Origin of the sequence: Bacillus sp. BD59S, from assembly GCF_007363175.1 — a bacterium.
Classification (GTDB): Bacteria; Bacillota; Bacilli; order Bacillales; family Bacillaceae_G; genus Bacillus_A; species Bacillus_A pacificus.
The window spans coordinates 572,955-592,710 of the sequence record NZ_CP034686.1; the positions used below are offsets into that span (position 1 = coordinate 572,955).

Here is a 19,756-nt window from a genome sequence, read left to right on the forward strand (position 1 = left end):
GAATTATCCCTCAAAGAAATAACTTTCTGCTAATTCACGGACAGTCATTTGTTCTGTTTCATCGTTTAATTTTGCGATAATACTACGTTCAATTGCACGCATAACAGGAATATATACACCTAAATCACATGCATCGATAATGCCACGAATACTTGCTGCTTCTTCACTTACGCGGCCATCACGAGCTAAAGGCATAAGATCGCTTGCAAATGCAACGAACTTTTCAATTGTTGCAACATCATTTAATTTTGATTCAGCTAATAATAGTTCTTTTAATGTATCACCTTGAATGTAAGGAACTTCAATAATAACGAAACGGTTTTTTAACGCTTCGTTTAATTCACTTGTTCCAACGTAACCTTCATTAATTGCTGCAATTACGCGATACTCGTCATCACCATATACAACTTCTTGTGTAAACGGGTTTGTAATCATTTTACGGTAATCTAATGCACCGTGAAGAAGTGGTAACGTTTCAGGTTTTGCCATATTGATTTCATCAATATATAGGAAATGACCATTCTTCATTGCTTTCATAAGAGGACCGTTAACGAATGCAACTTCAGATGCGCCATCTTTCGTTTGTAGTGTGTTGTATCCTAAAATACCTTCTACATCTAGGTCGACAGAACAGTTAATGCTATGCATTGGTTTTTGGAATAAAGAAGAAAGCGTTTCAGCTAGTACTGTTTTACCACTACCAGTCGGCCCTTTTAATAGAATGTTTTTGCCAAGAAGAAGTGCTGTAATGGCATCTTGGATAATGCTGTTATCAGATGCTTTATATATTTTTGTACCGATTAAATGTGCATTTTCACCAGCTTCTTGCTTATTCTTTTCGTGAATTGTAGAGAGCTGTTGTTTTAAATCAGCATGTATATGAAATTGTTCTAACATGTATTTCCCACCTAACATTATTTTCATAAAGTAATACATCTTATGATAACTTGTTTTAATATGGTATGCAAAGAAAAGGGGAGGGGACAAATAAAAAAGAAAAAGCAATCAATTGCACATTGATTGCTTATAGTAAAGGAGAAATGAGCCTCATAAAAGACTCTAATATTCGTTTTTTGATACTTCTTTTTTGGAAAGCGTTCCATTTAATTTCAGTGGAATGCTTAAAGTCTTCTTCAAAATCACGTTTAATATCATGAACAGTTTCTGATTCATACAGTACGCTAATAATTTCGTAATTCAATTCAAAGCTGCGTACATCCATATTTGCTGTTCCGATTGTTGCAATTTTATCATCAACAAGTACAATTTTTGCATGCATAAAGCCATCTTTATAACTATAGATGGAGGCACCGGCTTTTAAAAGTGGAGTGAAGTAGGACTGGGATGCTTGATCACTAATAATACTATCACTTTTACCAGGATATAAAATGCGTACATCTATGCCAGATATTGCACTTAAACGTAATAATGTTAAAGTTTCTTGATCTGGAATAAAATATGGTGTAGCAATCCAAATAGATTTTTTTGCAGAGCCCATAATAGCTAATAACGTATTACGAATGCTCTTATCATCTGAGCTTGGTCCGCTTGCTACAATTTGCACAGCACCTTCTGCATTTGAAATTTCTTTACCTGGGAAGTATTGTCTATTCATAAATTGATCCCAGGAATAGGTTTTCAAACCACTAGATGCATAGAGCCAGTCCTCTAGAAAAATTGCTTGTAATTTATATAACGCTTTTCCTTCGATTTTCAAATGACTATCACGCCAAACGGGAAACTTTTTTGAACGGCCAAGATATTCATCACCGACGTTAAGTCCTCCAGTAAAACCAATTTCCCCATCGACAATGACGATTTTACGGTGGTTACGATAATTAACTGTTTCAAGTAACCAAGCTGAAAAAATAGGGTCAAATTCAACAATTTCAATCCCAGCTTCTTTCATAGGTTTTAAAAAGCGTCTTCTTAACGTATTACTTCCTAATCCATCATAAAGGAAGCGTACAATAACACCAGCTTTTGCTTTGTTTATTAAAGCATCTCGGACTTTTGTACCAATCTCATCAGATTTATAAATATAGTATTGAATATGTATGTGATGTTTTGCTTGCTCGATAGCTTGCAAAATTTCTGAAAATGTTTGATCTCCGTTTGTTAAAAGTTTTGTAGTTGTTCTATCTGCGGCAGGCCCGCCTCCAAATTTTTGTACAACTTCTGTTAAATGGGCAGAGCGTTCACTTAATGGGACTTTGAGTGATAACTCTAGTCGTCTTCCTTCTAATATTTCACGGAATAATTTTCTTTGTTCTTCTGAACGATGGAGATGCTTTTTTCTTCTCCAACGGCTACGCCCGAAAATAGAGTATAAAAGTACACCTACAACGGGAAGAAGTGCTAATACTAAAAACCACGCTAAGGTACTTTGAGGAGACCTATTTTCGATAAAAATAACGAATGAAATTCCTACAATTGTGATGGACCAGAGAACGCCGACAAATGTATATAACGAAATATACGATGTATTTAATAGGAAAAGAACGATAGATACAATTGTAAATATTAATAGTAATTGGACAATAGGTTTCTTCATTTCTATATAATTCCTCTAATCTTTCTTTAATATAGACTTCCTAAATTGCAGATGTAATGTGACATTTTTATCCCACTTTAATGGGGAGTAAGACCCTCACCTCAAAATTCAGAGAAAGCAAAGAAGTTAGGCGGTGGACGGGCTGCCCATAAAAGTCCGATTGGTGAGGGCTGATAATCAGTGGGGGATGAAGCCTCCCACTGATTAAAGTTTCACTTTATTATAAAGTGTTTTTTGTTTTTTACAAAATGTAGGTGTTTCCCCATACTTTCCGCATTTGTCCTACATACAGTGTATTGTTACGTTTTTAAAGAGAAAAGGAGGATGAATAAAATGTATGGTCGTCCAATTGGAGGCTTTGGTCACGGTGGTTTTCATGGTGGTTTTGGACATTCCCCATTTTTTGGTGGAGGTTTCTTCCCAGGTTTTGTAGCAGGTGCTTTACTCAGCCCTGGGTTTGGTTATGGTGGATATGGTTATCCGTATTACTCGGATTATTCTTATTATACAGGTTACCAACAAGATCCGTATTATTCATACAATACCTATTAAGATGCGAACATGAAAAAGGAGAGGGAAAACATGAATTATATAGAAAATAACGGATTGTATTATCGTCATAATCATGGAGGTCACCATCATAATGGGGGACATCACCACCATGGAGGGCACAATCATCATGATTACCACCATCATCATCACGGAGGTGGATGGGGCTGGGGTGGAGGCTCATGGGGCGGTGGATTTTTCCCTGGAAGTTTTGCTGGAGGTGTGTTAGGTGGGCTTACAGCAGGAGCATTAACGGGTGCAGCAGGTGGAGGATACTATCCACCACCATACCCAGTAACTTATCCAGCGCCATATCCAGTTCCATATCCAACACCATATCCGGGGTATCAACAAACACCATATCCGTATTAAACAAAAAAAGAGGATAGCCTCTTTTTTTGTTTAATATGGTATTTATTTATAAAATACTTCCAAAATTAAGGTGAAAATATGTTAATATTTTGTTATTATAATTCAAAAACATATATAATAATTTTAATTTATCACGCATTAACGGGCAGTAAGATCCCCACCGCAAAATTCAGTGGAAGCAAAGAAGTTAGGTGGGGGATCAACTGCCCGTAAAAGCTCGATTGGTGAGGGCTGATTAAAGTTTCACTTTATACATATGTTCTTGAAGAGTTGTATAGAGTTAGCTATAAGAAACTACTACGTATAATTGAAACGGTATTATATTGCTTTTTATTACAAATAATATTATGGTATTTTAATCGGCATATTTCAAAACGTGATGTATGTAAAGGGCGATTATTAGGAAATGAAATATCTCTATTTCTATGAAAAGAAACAAGTTGTGTTTTAGTCAGATAGGAAGCAAGGAGAGATGCGCATGCTAGAACAAAGAGGTCATGCATTATATGAATCTTCATTGCGAGATTTAAAGTTAGCATTAGATGAGTCTTCAATTGTTGCGATTACAGACCGAAAGGGTCTTATTACATATGTAAATGATAAGTTTTGTGAAATCTCCAAATATACACGAGAAGAGTTAATAGGGAAAGATCACCGTATTTTAAATTCAGGACATCACCCGAAAACATTTTTTCAAATGCTATGGAAGCGTATTTTGAGCGGAAAAGTATGGAGAGGTGAGATTCGAAATCAAGCAAAAGATGGTACATATTATTGGGTTAAAACAACAATTGTTCCATTTTTAAATGAAAAAGGAGAGCCATATCAATTTATTGCGATCCGAAATGATATTAGTAGTAGGAAAGAAGCAGAACAGAGGTTACGGCTAAGCGAAAGTCGTTATAGGGAGCTTGCGTATCATGATGCTTTAACGAGTTTACCGAACCGTTTACAATTAATAACGACTGTTAACGAATTAATTGCTGATAAAAGAGAGTTTGGTATGATTTATTTTGATTTGGATCGTTTTAAATTAGTAAACGATACGCTAGGTCATATGATAGGAGATTTACTTTTAAGCGAAGTTGCTTCACGGTTGCATTATGTGCTAGGAGAGAAAGATGTTCTGGCTAGGCTGGGTGGCGACGAATTTGTGTTGTTAACAAAAAATCATACACAAGATGAGATGAGGCAGCTAGCGACATCTGTGTTGTCATGCTTTCAGGCGCCATTTATACTTGAAGGTCATGAAGTATACATTTCAGCTGTCTAGGACTGTGCTCATATCCGCAAGATGGACAAGATATAGAAACTCTATTGAAGAATTCAGATTTAGCTATGTATAGTGCGAAAGAACAGGGAAGAAATGCAGCGTGCTTCTTTACAGATGAGTTACGTGCGAAAATAAATCGTAGAATGAAAATTGAATTTGCTTTGCAAAAGGCAATTCGTGATGAAGAGTTAGATGTGGCACTGCAGCCTATTATTGATTTGAAAACGAAGAAATATACTGGTATTGAAGCTTTAGCGCGTTGTTTGACAGAAGAAGGACCTATTTCACCAAGCGAATTTATCCCAGTGGCTGAAGAATCTGGACTTATTATAAAATTAGGAGACTGGGTATTAGAAAAGTCATGTCGCTTGTTTAAAACATTGCCAGAGTACGAAGAAGGACTAAAGTTATCTGTGAATTTATCCATACAACAATTAATGCAAAAGCGTTTTATTTTATCTGTACGTAGCATTTTAAGGAGAACTGGATTTCCACCGAATCGTTTAATTTTAGAAATAACGGAAAGCATTGCTGTTCGTCATTTTGATTATATTATTGCTACATTACAAGAATTAAGAAATATGGGTATTTTAATTGCTTTAGATGATTTCGGAACGGGCTATTCCTCTTTATATTATTTAAAACAATTACCATTAGATATAGTAAAAATTGATCGTAATTTTATTCGTGAATTTCATTATGATCATGCACAGCCAGAGCGAACGATTGTAAAATCTGTTATCGAAATTGCCCATAGCTTACATTTAGCAGTAGTTGCTGAAGGGGTAGAGACAGTAGAGCAAGAAAGTTTATTACAATCTATGGGGTGTGATTATGTACAAGGATTTTATTATGCGAAGCCTTTATCTGTAGGCGAGTTAAAAGAAAAGTTAATTACAAATTTTGAATAAAAAAGAGAAGCTGGTAGCTTCTCTTTTTTAATTCATTTTTTGGAGTTTTTCATTAGTACTGGATAAAGAATAAGACCTAATACGAACAATCCGATTCCTAAGAAGAACGTTTTTAAATCAGCAGTTCCCGTTTTGATAACCCAAATAGAGTATATAAATGCTAATGTAGTGATGATCCCGTCCTTTATTCGAGAGCCAGGCAGTATATCATACGTTTCTCCTGTAATAACTAATTTGAATTGGTACAGCGTAGAAACAAGGTATGGAATTAAATAAGCTAATGTTGCTACAACGATAGCGAAATTATAAGCTTCTGATACGGTACCAGAAATCGTTGAGAATAAGAAAATTTGCGTCATTACATTTGTAATAAATAATGATTTTGAAGGGCTACCTTTTTTATTTGTTTTTGCGAAAAAATTAGGGAAAAGTCCATTTTTTGCTGCCTGGTAAGGTACCTCTGAACTAACAACGATCCAGCCAACTGTAGATCCAAATAAAGATACAAGTGCAAGTAAAGCCATTATATATGCACCTTTATTGCCAATTGCTAAATTTAATGCGTCTACTAATGGCTTTTGAGACTCTTTTAAAGCATCTTGCGAGAGAGCTCCCATTGTAAGTAGAGTAATTGACATGTAAATAAGAAGAGCGATAATTAATCCGAAAATCGTAGCTTTTTTTACATCGCGCTGAGATTTTGCACGATTAGAAAGCATGACAGCAGATTCAATACCGATAAATGCCCAAAGTGTTGCGATAGCAGCTGAATTAATTTGTCCACCTAACGAAATCGATTGTCCTGCTTCATTCATAAATGTTTGCCCATCTCCGAAATTAGAGGCATTGAAAATGAATAATGTGATTACAATAAACATTGTAAATCCGATAATTTTTGCAATAGTAGCAAGAAGATTCATATTTCCAGCACGATCAATATTTTGAGAAAGAATATATTGAATTCCCCATAACATAAGGCTACATACGAGGAACGTTAATCCTTTTCCAAGTTCTAGTGAAAATCCGTTTGTTGAAAAGAGAATTTGCTTACTTTGTAAAACTGGAAAGAATGTTGATAAATATCCAGCAAAGGAAATAATAACAGATGCTGTTGCAGCCCAGTTCGCAGCCCAATATCCCCATGCCATACTATATCCTGCAACTTTACCTGCTTTTTTTGAAGGGAACATCGCTTGAGCATAGCTTTGTGGCCCCGCTTTTAATTCTGGCTTTCGGATTGCTAAATTTCCAAATACGAGTGCAATCATAAATACGCCAAGTCCTGTAATACTCCATGCAAGTGTAGAACCCATTGGACCCGATACTTGTGCTAAATTTGCTGGGAGCATAAATACGCCACCGCCAACCATATTCCCGATAACAAAAGCTGTTAAAACCCATAATCCCCATTTTTTCGTTTCCATTTTTGTTAACTCCTTTGTAGTAAGATTTGCTTAAACATCTATTTTTACTAGCTTTTTGGCAATAAAAAAGAGCCATGTAGATAAAAAATACCTACATGGCTCTTCGCCTAACGTAGGTACAACGGGAATAACCCTTGTACCTACGCGTAATTTTTCCGCTAGGTTTCAAGGGTTACGTATGATGATGATGTTTTTGTGCAAATGTAACTACAATTGTTGTATAAGTAAGCATAGTTCTTTGCTCCCTTTCTCCTCTGATTTTGAAGTTAGTATACTACATGTTTTTTTGAATGAAAAGAAAAATATAAATTTTTTTTATAAAAATACGTTTTAGAGATTAAATATTTACCTTTATTTTTCCTGTACTGGAAAATAAGTGAGAGATTGGCAGAAGAGTGTAGCATGATATAATACATATAGAACTAGAAGGTGACAAGGGGCTATTGTAGATGATGAGTAAGTATGAACAAATTTATACAGAAATCAGTAATTCTATTGATAATAGGCAATTAAAAGAGGGATGCAAAATCCCGTCAGAAACTGAATTAATGAAGCAGTATGAAGCGAGCCGCGGTACTGTACGAAAAGCTGTAGATTTATTACAAGAACGTGGATATGTTCAAAAAATACACGGAAAAGGTGTTTTTGTTTTAAAGCGAAAAAACATTGAGTTCAACTTTGGTGGCATTGTAAGTTTCCAAGAAGAAAATGAACGTTTAGGACGCCATTGTATTACAGAAGTCGTGGAAATGGAGAAAGTAAAAGCGACAAAAGAGGTTGCAAAGCTATTAAATGTGAAAGAGAAAACAGAAATAGATCATATTAAACGCGTAAGGAATATTGATGGAGAAAAAGTAATTTTGGATATTAATCATTTTGTATCGGAATATATTCCTGGATTAACGAGTGAAATTGCAGCGCAGTCCATTTATAAATATATTGAGAAAGAACTAGGTCTTCCTATTAGTTATTCGCAGAGAGTAATTGAAGTACAGCCATGTACAGAGGACGATAGAAAGTATTTAGATTTAAATGGAACAGACTATGTTGTTGTCGTGAAAAACTTTACGCATTTTTATGATGGAAGTCAGTTCGAATATACAGAATCCCGCCACCGCTTAGATATTTTTCATTTTTCGGATGTGGCGCGGAGAAAATAAGGAGATGGAACGTAATAACGTTTCATCTCTTTTTTTTATAAAAAAATTACAAACTCGTATATACGAGTGTTGACTAACTTATATATACGAGTTAATATGTAATTGTAAACGGTATCAAAAAAAGAAAAGAGGGACGGGAATATGGGGAAAGACTATCGTAAAACAGCAGAGGAAGTGTTGCAGTATATTGGCGGGAAAGACAATATTGAACAAGCTGCGCACTGTGTAACGAGACTCCGTATCGCTTTAAAGGATGAAAGTAAAATAGATAACGATAAATTGCAGTCTGTTTCATTAGTAAAGGGAGCGTTTCATAACGCTGGGGTATTTCAAATTGTAATCGGTCCAGGGGATGTTGATCGAGTATATGCTGAATTGATAACGCTTGCAGGTATGAAGGAAGCGACAGTAGCTGATGTAAAAGATTCTGGAAACCAAAAGCTAAATCCGGCTCAAAAGTTTGTAAAAGTATTTTCAGATGTATTTATGCCGATATTACCAGCAATCGTAACGGCTGGTTTATTAATGGGAATTAACAATCTATTAGGGGCGAAGGACTTATTTTTTGAAGGTAAAAATTTATTAGATGTGTATCCAAACTTAAGTGGGCTTTGGGATTTAATTAATATGATGGCGAATACAGCATTCGTATTCTTACCAGCACTTGTCGGTTGGTCAGCAACGAAGCGTTTTGGTGGTAGTCCGATATTAGGAATTGTTATGGGATTAATGCTTGTGCATCCAGCATTATTAAACGCGTGGGATTACGGAAAAGCAGCAACTGGTTTAGATGGACAAAAGATTGAGTACTTCGATATTTTAGGATTATTTCAAATTGAAAAAGTAGGGTATCAAGGTCAAATCCTCCCGGTCTTAGTAGCAGCATTTGTATTAAGTAAAGTGGAAATTTTCTTAAAGAAACATGTACCAAATGCAATTCAATTGTTAGTTGTACCCATTACAACGATTGTCGTAACAGGTGTGTTAGCACTAGGGATTATTGGTCCAGTTACACGTCATATTGGAGATTTATTAACAGCTGGATTAGTAGGTGTATATGAAACAGTACCAGTAGTTGGAGCAGTATTGTTTGGAGCATTGTATGCACCACTTGTAATTACAGGTATGCATCATATGTTTATTGCTATCGATTTACAGTTAATTGCACAACACGGTGGTACATTCATTTGGCCAATGATTGCCCTTTCTAACATTGCGCAAGGCAGTGCGGCACTTGCGATGTTCTGGATTTCTAAAAATCAAAATGATAAAAGTATGGCATCTACATCAGCAATCTCGGCATATTTCGGTATTACAGAGCCAGCTATGTTTGGTGTAAACTTACGAAATAAATTCCCGTTCTATGCAGCGATTATAGGATCGGCTGTGGCAGCCATATTTATTACGTTAAATGGTGTATTAGCACCTGCTATCGGAATTGGCGGATTACCTGCATTTATTTCTATCATTCCGAAATCGATTCCAATGTTTATTGTCGGAATGATTATCGCAGTTGTAATTCCATTTACGTTAACGTGGTTATTTGCAAAACGAGTAAAACAGAAGTAGGAGGAAGTTAAACATGAAGGATTGGCATAAAAGTGTAGTTTATCAAATTTATCCGAAGAGCTTTAATAGCTATTACAATAAAGAAACCGGTGATATAAAAGGGGTTACAGAAAAACTAGATTACTTAAAAGAACTCGGAGTAGATTATATTTGGTTAACACCGATATACCAATCGCCACAAAATGATAATGGATACGATGTAAGTGATTACTACAATATTGATCCGTCTTACGGAACGATGGAAGAGTTTGAAGAGCTTTTAGAAGAAGCAAAAGCACGTAACATTGAAATTATGCTTGATATCGTTGTAAATCATAGTTCGACGGAGCATAAGTGGTTTAAAGAAGCGAAGGAAGATAAAAATAGTCCATATCGTAATTACTATATTTGGCGTGATGAAAAAAATAATTGGCAATCTAAGTTTGGTGGGTCTGCGTGGAAATATGATGAAAAGACAGAGCAATATTATTTACATCTATTTGATGAGACACAAGCGGATTTAAACTGGGAAAATGAAAAACTTCGTGAAGAAGTATATGATATGATGCGCTTTTGGCTTGATAAAGGGGTAACTGGATTCCGATTAGATGTTATTAATTTAATTTCAAAAGATCAACAGTTCTTAAATGATGATGGAAGTATGGCGACAAGCGATGGCCGTAAATATTATACAGATGGCCCGCGTGTGCATGAATATTTACAAGAAATGAACCGAAATGTTTTTGAAGGGAAAGATGTAATTACAGTTGGAGAAATGTCATCTACGACAATTGATAATTGTATTAAATATTCAAACCCTGAGCGTAATGAATTAAGTATGACGTTTAGTTTCCATCATTTAAAAGTTGATTATCCGAATGGTGATAAGTGGACAAAGGCTGATTTTGATTTTATTAAATTAAAAGAGATTATGTCTAATTGGCAAATTGAAATGCAAAAGGGCGGGGGATGGAATGCGTTATTCTGGTGTAATCATGACCAGCCTCGTATTGTGTCACGCTTTGGTGATGATAGAGAGTATCGAAATGAATCTGCGAAAATGTTAGCGACAGCTATGCATATGTTGCAGGGCACACCTTACATTTATCAAGGTGAAGAAATCGGTATGACGAATCCTAAATTCGAGTCTATTGAGCAATATCGCGATGTAGAATCGTTAAATATATACGATATAAAGCTGGAAGAAGGATTACCAAAAGAAGAGATCATCGGGATTTTAAAACAAAAATCTCGTGACAACTCCCGTACTCCAATGCAGTGGAATGAAAATATGAACAGTGGCTTTACAACAAGTACACCTTGGATTTCAGTGGCTGAAAACTTTAAAGAAATAAATGTAGAGAAGGCACTAGAAGATAAAGAGTCTGTATTTTATCATTATAAAAAGTTAATCGAACTTCGAAAAACGTATGATGTAATTACAGAAGGAGAATATGCTATTTTGGATGAAAATGATCCTAAAATTTGGGCATATACTCGTACTACAGAAAGTGAAGTGCTACTTGTTATAAATAACTTCTATGGAGAGGAAATAACGTACTCTGTACCAGCGCACGTTCAATTAGATGGAATGAAACAAGAAGTACTACTGTCGAATTATAAAGATTCCAGTAAGGATATTACAAAACTTAACTTAAGACCATATGAATCAATTGTATATCGATATATGAAATAAAAGGTTGTATGCCCGCGTGGCATACAACCTTTTATTTTAAGACACCACTATACAAAATGCTTACTTCTACCTCAGGCTTAAATTTTACTTTTGCATAATCTTTATTCCAATTTTTTTTCTTCCATAGGTCAGGATGATAAGCGATAAGATGTCTACCAATTCCGAAAGCATCACAATTTGCCTTTTGTAGTTTATTTGTTATTTTTTTCGCTTCTTTTGTAAGTTGTTTCGATAATTTTTTATTTAGCTTTTTTCTTTCATCCATTTTATAAAGGTTATCTCTAGGAGCTTCAAGCGCTATAACTTTTAATTGCAGCTTAATATGAGCATAAACATTTCCTTTTTTATCTGTTGTTATTTTTAAATCCCGTTTTAATTTCCGATTGCTCACTTCCATTGTTAAATAGTCAGATGTCTTCTCAGATTCATCGCTAGTAAGTTTTTGAGTTATACGGGCACTTGTTCCCATCTTTCCGGTTAATAACACGAATAAAACAGATTGTTTCAAAGGTAAATGCCCAGTTAATTTGTCTTTATTAAATAAAGCTAATCCGTTTGTAATTACTTCTTTTCCTTTTATTTTTATAGAAGGGAGGGTAAAGTCCTTACCGGGATCTAACATTTTTGTAGCAGCTGTTTCTAAAGTTTCTTTTGGAAATACACTCATATCTTCTAAGCTTTTCACTTTTTTCTTTAGAAAATCTCCAATTAGTAAATTTCCTACTTTCTTTTTTTCTAGTATCTCGGATGTTTCACCATCTACTGCAATAAGCTTTACTAAAGCAGTTGGATTTGTTGGGTCCCGAAAGCTGACATCTAAATAGGGGAGTATACCTTTTTTTAAAATTTTGGTTCCTAGTAATTGAACACCATATTTGAAATAACGAATATTTCCAGTTACATTTTTTTTTAGGGCATCGCTTGTATCCCTTATGTTATGACCCGTCGCTGAATGTATTTCATTTTCGAATGAAGATTGCTCTCCGCTTGAACTTTTTACGAGCTCGATTGTTTGCTGGAGTTTATCCTCTTCTGTAATATCAGATCCAATACTATAAGCTAACCTTGCTTCCCTTAATGGTTCTTGATCCCAACAGCCAGCAAGGAATGCACTAGTACTTAATACAAAAAGTAATTTAACTCTTCTTTTGAACATACTGTTCTCCTTTCTTATTTCTTATTACTGAATAAAGTAGAAATAAAAGAGGAAGGACAACGATGAAAATATAGGTGAACTTATCTGTGAAAGTTGCAATCACTTTTAATTCTTCAGGTGTATCGATAAATAGGGCTACACTAAAAGCAATAATACCAACGATTGGGACAGCCTTTTTATGATTACCAAGATTGAATATATGTCCAATTCCTATAGAAGCAGCGCAGTAATAACTAGCGATAGAAGCTACAACGGTTATCATCCAAATTGGTATGAATAGTAAATCAGTTCGGTCTATAATCCCGATATGCAAGGAGCGTAATAAGTAAGCAACTGGTTCTGGAATAAGCTCAATTTGCTTTGGGCTAAATACGATAAAGCAAATCCAAACAGTAAAAGTATAAAAAAGAGTTACAAATCCATTGGCGATAGAAATTGCCTTTAGTTTTGCTACAGAACTCCCGTTTACCTTTGGAAAAGCGATAAGAATGATTTCAAAACCATACATGGCTGTAATTGTTTCCTTGGATGCTTGAATTATATTCCACCAGCCGGCTTCTGTAATGGGAAAAATATAAGAGAAATCAGCTCGGGAAAGCCCTAGGGCAATTAAAAGGGCCATTGGAATAATGAGGATAGAGGCCATGACATAAAATCGTACGATGACTTTAAAAGTGTTATAAGCTACATAACAACAAGCTATTGTAAATAGCATGAGAATGGCAGACCAAGGAGTAGCTTGTAAAATCCAAACTTTAATGACATTACAAGCATTTAACATAACTGTCATACCGATAAGGGTAAAATAAAAAACATAAGCAAAGCCTAATAGTTTTCCAAACTTATTACCAAATAGCATACAAACACTTTCATACATATCTGCATCAGGGAATCGTTTTAAGAAAAGCCACATAAGTAAAATAATAAGCTGAATCGCAAGCCCGGCGATGAGCGCGGAAATCCATCCACCACCTTTTGCTATTGGGTGAAGACGGTTTGGGAGAGAAAGTATGCCCACTCCAATTTGGCATTGAATAACGAAAAAGGTAAATTGAACTAGCGAAATTTTACTTTGCGTGTTTGTCACCGTCCTCATCCTCTCTCGTTACATGTTGGCGCTGCATTTTTTTCGGTTTGGGATCATGTGGTCGTTCCCAAAATGACCAAATTGGTAGTCTTACAAAAGAATCTTTCATATCTTTAATCCGCATTGGTGCAACAGGAGAAAGATATGGTGTATGAAAAGAATGAAGCTGACATAAGTGAACGAAAGTTATAATGAGACCGAATGATATTCCTACATATCCGAATATGGCAGCAAGAATCATTAATGGAAAACGAAGAATTCGAACTGCTGAGCTCATATCGTTTGATGGAACGAGAAAAGATGAGATAGCAGTTAAAGCTACAACGATAATCATTGTGTAAGAAACGAGTCCGGCTTTTACAATTGCATCACCAATTACTAAACCGCCTACAATACCGATTGTTTGTCCAACGCGGCTTGGCAGACGAATACCAGCTTCTCGTAATAACTCGAAAATCAGTTCCATTAAGAGAGCTTCAAAAATAGGAGGGAGCGGTACTTTTTCTAATGAAGCTTTAATTGTATAAACGAGTTCAAGTGGCAACACATCAGGATGAAAAGCAACCGTTGCGATATATATAGCTGGTAAGAGAAAGGCTATTAAAAAGCTCACTAAGCGAATCATTCGGACGAAAGAACCGACAATCCAGCGGTTATTATAATCGTCTGGTGATTGATAGAAAGCAAATAACGTAACAGGAACGATAAGCGCTGTTGGATCTCCATCAGATAAAATAGCAACTCGTCCTTCCATTAAGTTTGCTGCGACTCTATCTGGGCGCTCTGTATTTAATTGCTGCGGGAAGGGTGAGAAAGACGTATCCTCTATAAATTCTTGTATGTATCCCGGAGGCATGAGTGCGTCCGTTTTAATCGTTTCTAACCTTCTTTTTACTTCTGTAACTAAATCGTCATTCGCTATGTTTTGCATATAAGCAATTGCCACTTTCGTATGCATTTCTTCACCAAGTGTGAAATATGTAACGACGACGTTTGGACTTTTTATGAGTTTACGAATGGAAGCTAAATTGGTTGCTAAATCTTCTACAAAACCAGTATGCGGTCCGCGGACAATGCCTTCATTATCAGGTTCTGTTATATCTCTTTTTAAAGATAGAGCCGTTTCAAAAATGCAAAAGCTTTCGACATGCTCATGAAAATATAAAGATTTACCTTGTAATAAGAGCTGCACGCCATAATTTAAATTCGTTTCCTTTTTCATATTTAATGTAGAAAAAGCTTTATCTAAAGCCAAATCTGACCGCGTCAATAAAGGCTCAAGAGCTAATTGATGAATTAGATTTGGGTCTGCTAAAGATTCGATATATAGGATTGTTCCTTTTCCGTTTTGAAAAGGGAGATCTAATTTTTTTATATCGTCTGAATGACAGAGCTTATTTTCGATATAATTAATGTTTTCCGGAAGTGATGGAAACATAAGCTTTTGATCCGTACTCTCTTGTTGTTCTTTTTGCTCTGTCATAATTTCCACCTCTTTAGAATAAAGTTACTTCTGTTAATTTTTGTTTTTTGTGAGAAATTTATGCTTGGATTATATGAGAAAACAAATTCTATTTTATCGGCTATGATTGCCCACGCATTATTCAATTTCATAGCAGTACTTCTCACATTTATGTCGAATTAAGAAGATATATAGGAGGGATACATATGGAAATAGCTGTAGAACGTGTTTTTACAAAAGAAATTTTAGCAAGAGCAGCAAAGACATTTCATGTAACAGTGGAAGAAAAGCCACTTGGAGATTTTGAAAATTATATTTTTAAGGCAAAGGATGATCGTGGCGAAGATTACGTATTGCGTTTAACCCACTCTTCTCATCGTTCTAAAAAAGAAGTCGAAGCTGAACTAGATTTTTTACGATATGTTGCGGAGAATGGAGCAAAGGTAGCAGGTCCCCTTTATTCAGCATCTCAAAATCTTGTAGAAGAAATCAGAGCAGAGGATGGAACTTTCTTTTTCGCTTCCTTATTTACATATGCAAAAGGGGAGCAAGTAAAAGGAGAAGAATCGCCTTATTGGGGCGAGCCTCTCTTTGAAGCATGGGGAAAAGCGATTGGACAACTGCATCGTCTAACAATGAACTATCCTGAAACGGATCATCGTGATACGTGGGAAGAAGATGAGAGTGGGATTGTTAATGAATTAGAAGATGATCAAGTGAAAAAGATTGCAGCGGTATTAATGGATGAAATTAAGGCTCTTCCAGTTGAAAGAGAAACGTTCGGTCTTATGCACGGTGATATTCATCCAGGTAATTTTCATTATGATGGAAAAGAGCTAACGATCTTTGATTTTGATGATGTGGCTTATAATTACTTTATACACGATTTAGCGATGGTTCTCTATTACTCTGTTCTATTTACACCGTGGACAGTGGAGGAGAAGACGACATTCGCTCGTAAACAGTTACAAGTGTTAAGAAAGGGATACGAATATGAGCATAGGCTAGTTGATAGTTGGTATGAATCGTTATCACTATTTTTACGTTTACGTGATATAGGTTTATATGGAACACTTCAAAAGAAGTTTAAAGGGAAAGATATGCCTGATAACTTCTTGAAATTATCAGAAGAGCTATACGAAAGAATTATAAAAAGAGAAGCAATTGTGAATATATAATACATTTAGTTCAAAACAAAGTATATAAAACAAATATATACTTTGTTTTTTTATACAAAAATATGTTTACTTTATTAAAATAATATTGTCCTAGATTCGGTATACACTTATAATTTTATATATATTCTGAATATTCTTTATAAAAGAGGAGGGGGAATGTTGGAAGCTTTTGTGAATTGGTTAAATAATATTGTTTGGAGTCCAGCACTTGTTTATTTATGTTTGGGAGTAGGTTTATATTTTTCTATTCGAACGAAGTTTTTACAAGTAAGACATGTAGGAGAAATGGTGAAGCTGACATTTCAAGGAGAAAAATCAGAAGCTGGTGTTTCTTCATTCCAAGCGTTAGCACTTTCGTTATCAGGACGTGTTGGAACAGGAAATATCGCTGGGGTAGCAACAGCGGTTGCATTCGGTGGACCAGGAGCTGTATTTTGGATGTGGGCAGTAGCCTTTTTAGGTGCAGGATCAGCTTATGTAGAATCAACACTCGCGCAAATATATAAGACGAAACATCAAGGGCAGTTTCGTGGTGGACCTGCTTATTACATCGAAAAAGGTCTAGGAGTTAAATGGTATGCTTTAGTATTCGTTGCAGCGACAATTCTTGCAACGGGGCTTTTACTGCCAGGTGTGCAAGCAAATAGTATTGCCGTAAGTTTAGAAACAGCTTTTGGAATTAACACTACCGTATCAGGGGCTATATTAGTTGTCGTATTAGCTCTTATCATTTTCGGTGGAGTAAAGCGAATTGTTAACGTAGCGCAAGTTGTCGTACCGTTTATGGCAATAGGCTATATTTTAGTAGCTTGCGTCATTGTTGCTATGAATATTGAAAAATTACCAGAAGCATTTATGTTAATTATAAGAAGTGCATTTGCATTAGAAGCTGCTTTCGGTGGTATTATCGGTTTAGCAATCTCTTGGGGGGTCAAACGTGGTATTTATTCCAATGAAGCAGGACAAGGGACTGGACCACACGCAGCAGCAGCAGCCGAAGTATCACATCCGGCTAAGCAAGGTTTAGTGCAAGCATTTTCCGTTTACATTGATACATTATTTGTTTGTTCAGCAACAGCATTTATGATGATTATTACAGGCATGTATAACGTATTTGATGCAAGCGGAAAAAACTTTATCGTTAATAAACTAAACGGTGCTCAGCCAGGACCAGGATATACACAGGCGGCGGTAGAATCTGTTTTCCCTGGATTTGGAAACGGTTTCGTTGCAATCTCTTTACTATTCTTTGCATTTACAACAATTATGGCGTATTACTACATTGCAGAAACGAATATCGCGTACTTAAATCGTGATAAAGACCGTCCTTGGATGTCTATGGTATTAAAATTTGTATTTTTAGGAGCTGTATTCTACGGTTGTATAAAAACAGCAGCAACGGCTTGGGCTTTAGGTGATATCGGTGTAGGGATTATGGCATGGGTAAATATCATTGCGATTTTATTGTTACAAAAACCTGCATTAGTTGCATTAAAGGATTATGAAAAGCAGAAGAAAGAAGGAAAAGATCCAGTATTCGATCCAGGGCCATTGGGAATTAAAAATGCTGATTTCTGGGAACATGAATACGGAAAAGATAAGAAAGAAGAAGTATCTTAACTTAATAGAATAGAAATGAAAAAGCAAAGGGAAAATCCCTTTGCTTTTTTTATGGATAAAATGTGGCTGGAAGTTATTTTTTTGCCTATTTTTGAATATAAAAAGAATGTACATGCTTTGTTAGGGGAAGGGGGGAGTATGTTGATAGAGTTTCGTAACGTAAATAAATATTATGGCAACTTTCAAGTTTTAAAAGATATTAATGTGCAAGTGAAAAAAGGTGAAGTAGTAGTAGTTGTTGGGCCTTCAGGATCGGGGAAAAGTACATTACTCCGGTGTATAAACCAGTTAGAGTCAATTACAGATGGAGAGTTAATTGTACAAAATACAGAGGTACACAATGCGAAAACAGATATGAATGAATTACGCCGAAATATCGGAATGGTCTTTCAACATTTTTATTTATATCCACATAAAACGGTTCTTCAAAATATTACACTAGCACCTATTAAAGTAAATAAAGTTTCAAAAGAGGAAGCAGAAAAAACAGCCATGTTTTACCTAGAGAAAGTAGGAATTCCAGAGAAGGCTAACGTGTATCCACATCAATTATCTGGAGGACAACAGCAACGGGTGGCAATTGCTAGAGGGCTTGCGATGCAGCCGGAAATTATGCTATTCGATGAGCCTACGTCTGCTCTTGATCCGGAGATGATCGGGGAAGTACTTGATGTTATGAAAACGCTAGCTAAAGAAGGGATGACGATGGTTGTCGTCACGCATGAGATGGGATTTGCGCGAGAAGTGGCAGATCGGATTTTATTTATGGATGATGGCAAGATTATTGAGGATACAACACCGGCGCAATTTTTTGCGAGCCCTGAACAAGAAAGAGCACGTTTATTTTTAAGCCGAGTGTTAAATCATTAAAGGAGGAATTTTATGCTTAAAATGAAAAAAATTTTCACCTTAATTGTATTTTCATGTTTATTTGTACTTGTCATTGCTGGGTGCGGAAGTAAAAAAGATGAGGCGAAAGAAACGAATACGAAGCAAGGCGGTGCTGTTGAGCAAATTAAGAAGCGCGGGAAATTAGTAGTTGGGGTGAAGAATGATACGAACTTATTTGGATTGAAAAATCCTTCGACAGGGCAGGTAGAAGGATTTGATGTTGATGTTGCAAAGGCGCTTGCGAAAAAGATTCTTGGGGATGAAAAGAAATTAGAATTAAAAGAAGTAACGTCTAAAACACGTATTCCACTACTGAAAAACGGTGACATTGATGCAATTATTGCAACAATGACAATTACAGAAGAACGTAAAAAAGAAGTCGATTTTTCAGATGTATATTTTAAAGCAGGGCAATCGTTACTCGTGAAAAAAGGGAGCAATATTAAAAGTATTGATGATGTGAAAAAGGGCGTGAAAGTGTTAGCTGTCAAAGGTTCAACATCTACAAATAATATTCGCCAAAAATCACCAGAAGCGACTGTATTAGAATTTGAAAATTACAGTGAGGCATTTACAGCGTTAAAAGCAGGAAAAGGTGATGTTTTAACGACAGATAATGCAATTCTTTACGGCATGGCAAAACAAGATTCAAATTATGAAGTTGTAGGGAAAATTTTTACGGATGAGCCGTACGGAATTGCAGTGCAAAAAGGTGCAGATGATTTAACGAAAGAGATTAATAGCTTGCTAAAAGATATGAAAGCGAATGGAGAATACGATAAATTGTATGAGAAATGGATTGGGCAAAAACAAGAGAAGTAAAGTGAAACTTTAATTAGTGGGGCTTTATTCCTATTGAAGAGTAAAAGTGAGAG

The 19,756-nt window shown here is 35.7% G+C and carries 16 protein-coding genes and 1 pseudogene; 11 read left to right on the plus strand and 6 right to left on the minus strand.

What is annotated here, in order from left to right; translation table 11 throughout:
• Nucleotides 1–3: 3 nt before the first annotated feature.
• Together EKQ63_RS04870 and EKQ63_RS04875 are read right to left on the minus strand one after the other, a co-directional pair.
• Nucleotides 4–897: an ATP-binding protein gene (locus EKQ63_RS04870; RefSeq protein WP_087953856.1), complete on the minus strand. Its 894-nt coding sequence runs from the start codon at nucleotides 895–897 to the stop codon at nucleotides 4–6.
• A 127-nt stretch (nucleotides 898–1,024) separates the two neighbouring features.
• Nucleotides 1,025–2,554 (minus strand): cardiolipin synthase, encoded by a 1,530-nt coding sequence (locus EKQ63_RS04875; protein ID WP_087953855.1) that lies wholly within the window; start codon nucleotides 2,552–2,554, stop codon nucleotides 1,025–1,027.
• A 333-nt stretch (nucleotides 2,555–2,887) separates the two neighbouring features.
• Between EKQ63_RS04875 and EKQ63_RS04880 the strand changes: the two genes are divergently transcribed.
• The 3 genes and pseudogenes from EKQ63_RS04880 (at nucleotide 2,888) to EKQ63_RS04890 (ending at nucleotide 5,659) form a co-directional block, all read left to right on the plus strand.
• Nucleotides 2,888–3,106 carry a hypothetical protein gene (locus EKQ63_RS04880; protein ID WP_000274348.1) on the plus strand — a complete coding sequence of 73 codons (219 nt, stop codon included), beginning with the start codon at nucleotides 2,888–2,890 and terminating at the stop codon, nucleotides 3,104–3,106.
• Nucleotides 3,107–3,136: 30 nt separating this feature from the next.
• Entirely contained in the window at nucleotides 3,137–3,475 is a 339-nt protein-coding gene (locus EKQ63_RS04885) for a cobalt transporter (protein WP_143880776.1), read from the plus strand.
• 478 nt (nucleotides 3,476–3,953) lie between these two features.
• Nucleotides 3,954–5,659, plus strand: a pseudogene (locus EKQ63_RS04890) (putative bifunctional diguanylate cyclase/phosphodiesterase).
• A gap of 32 nt (nucleotides 5,660–5,691) precedes the next feature.
• On the opposite strand, the gene EKQ63_RS04895 reads toward EKQ63_RS04890, so the two are convergent.
• Complete coding sequence (locus EKQ63_RS04895) at nucleotides 5,692–7,083, minus strand: amino acid permease (RefSeq protein WP_143880777.1); 1,392 nt, start codon at nucleotides 7,081–7,083, stop codon at nucleotides 5,692–5,694.
• A gap of 449 nt (nucleotides 7,084–7,532) precedes the next feature.
• On the opposite strand from EKQ63_RS04895, the gene treR reads away from it, so the two are divergent.
• The 3 genes from treR to treC all read left to right on the plus strand — a co-directional run bounded on the left by treR (nucleotide 7,533) and on the right by treC (nucleotide 11,487).
• Nucleotides 7,533–8,243 carry a trehalose operon repressor gene (gene treR / locus EKQ63_RS04900; RefSeq protein ID WP_087997434.1) on the plus strand — a complete coding sequence of 237 codons (711 nt, stop codon included), beginning with the start codon at nucleotides 7,533–7,535 and terminating at the stop codon, nucleotides 8,241–8,243.
• A gap of 141 nt (nucleotides 8,244–8,384) precedes the next feature.
• On the plus strand, nucleotides 8,385–9,812 hold the full coding sequence (gene treP / locus EKQ63_RS04905; RefSeq protein ID WP_000513952.1) for a PTS system trehalose-specific EIIBC component: 1,428 nt from the start codon (nucleotides 8,385–8,387) through the stop codon (nucleotides 9,810–9,812).
• A gap of 13 nt (nucleotides 9,813–9,825) precedes the next feature.
• Nucleotides 9,826–11,487, plus strand: coding sequence for an alpha,alpha-phosphotrehalase (gene treC / locus EKQ63_RS04910; RefSeq protein WP_143880778.1), 1,662 nt, complete (start codon nucleotides 9,826–9,828; stop codon nucleotides 11,485–11,487).
• A 31-nt stretch (nucleotides 11,488–11,518) separates the two neighbouring features.
• On the opposite strand, the gene gerKC is transcribed toward treC, so the two are convergent.
• From gerKC to gerKA, 3 genes are read right to left on the minus strand one after another with little or no spacing between them, the layout of a single operon-like run.
• Entirely contained in the window at nucleotides 11,519–12,643 is a 1,125-nt protein-coding gene (gerKC, locus tag EKQ63_RS04915; protein ID WP_143880779.1) for a spore germination protein GerKC, read from the minus strand.
• The gene (locus tag EKQ63_RS04920; protein WP_000185776.1) at nucleotides 12,624–13,730 is read right to left on the minus strand and encodes a GerAB/ArcD/ProY family transporter; all 1,107 of its coding nucleotides are present in this window, start codon (nucleotides 13,728–13,730) and stop codon (nucleotides 12,624–12,626) included. The genes gerKC and EKQ63_RS04920 overlap by 20 nt, the downstream gene beginning before the upstream one ends.
• On the minus strand, nucleotides 13,711–15,213 hold the full coding sequence (gerKA, locus tag EKQ63_RS04925; protein WP_087953849.1) for a spore germination protein GerKA: 1,503 nt from the start codon (nucleotides 15,211–15,213) through the stop codon (nucleotides 13,711–13,713). The genes EKQ63_RS04920 and gerKA overlap by 20 nt, the downstream gene beginning before the upstream one ends.
• A gap of 18 nt (nucleotides 15,214–15,231) precedes the next feature.
• On the opposite strand from gerKA, the gene EKQ63_RS30655 reads away from it, so the two are divergent.
• The 5 genes from EKQ63_RS30655 (at nucleotide 15,232) to glnH (ending at nucleotide 19,703) form a co-directional block, all read left to right on the plus strand.
• On the plus strand, nucleotides 15,232–15,375 hold the full coding sequence (locus EKQ63_RS30655; RefSeq protein ID WP_327905017.1) for a type II CAAX prenyl endopeptidase Rce1 family protein: 144 nt from the start codon (nucleotides 15,232–15,234) through the stop codon (nucleotides 15,373–15,375).
• 23 nt (nucleotides 15,376–15,398) lie between these two features.
• On the plus strand, nucleotides 15,399–16,370 hold the full coding sequence (locus EKQ63_RS04935; protein ID WP_143880780.1) for a phosphotransferase enzyme family protein: 972 nt from the start codon (nucleotides 15,399–15,401) through the stop codon (nucleotides 16,368–16,370).
• Nucleotides 16,371–16,529: 159 nt separating this feature from the next.
• Nucleotides 16,530–17,990 carry an alanine/glycine:cation symporter family protein gene (locus EKQ63_RS04940; RefSeq protein WP_000387160.1) on the plus strand — a complete coding sequence of 487 codons (1,461 nt, stop codon included), beginning with the start codon at nucleotides 16,530–16,532 and terminating at the stop codon, nucleotides 17,988–17,990.
• 141 nt (nucleotides 17,991–18,131) lie between these two features.
• Complete coding sequence (locus tag EKQ63_RS04945) at nucleotides 18,132–18,860, plus strand: amino acid ABC transporter ATP-binding protein (protein WP_173602106.1); 729 nt, start codon at nucleotides 18,132–18,134, stop codon at nucleotides 18,858–18,860.
• Nucleotides 18,861–18,872: 12 nt separating this feature from the next.
• On the plus strand, nucleotides 18,873–19,703 hold the full coding sequence (gene glnH / locus EKQ63_RS04950) for a glutamine ABC transporter substrate-binding protein GlnH (protein WP_087953845.1): 831 nt from the start codon (nucleotides 18,873–18,875) through the stop codon (nucleotides 19,701–19,703).
• The last annotated feature ends 53 nt before the right edge of the window (nucleotides 19,704–19,756 follow it).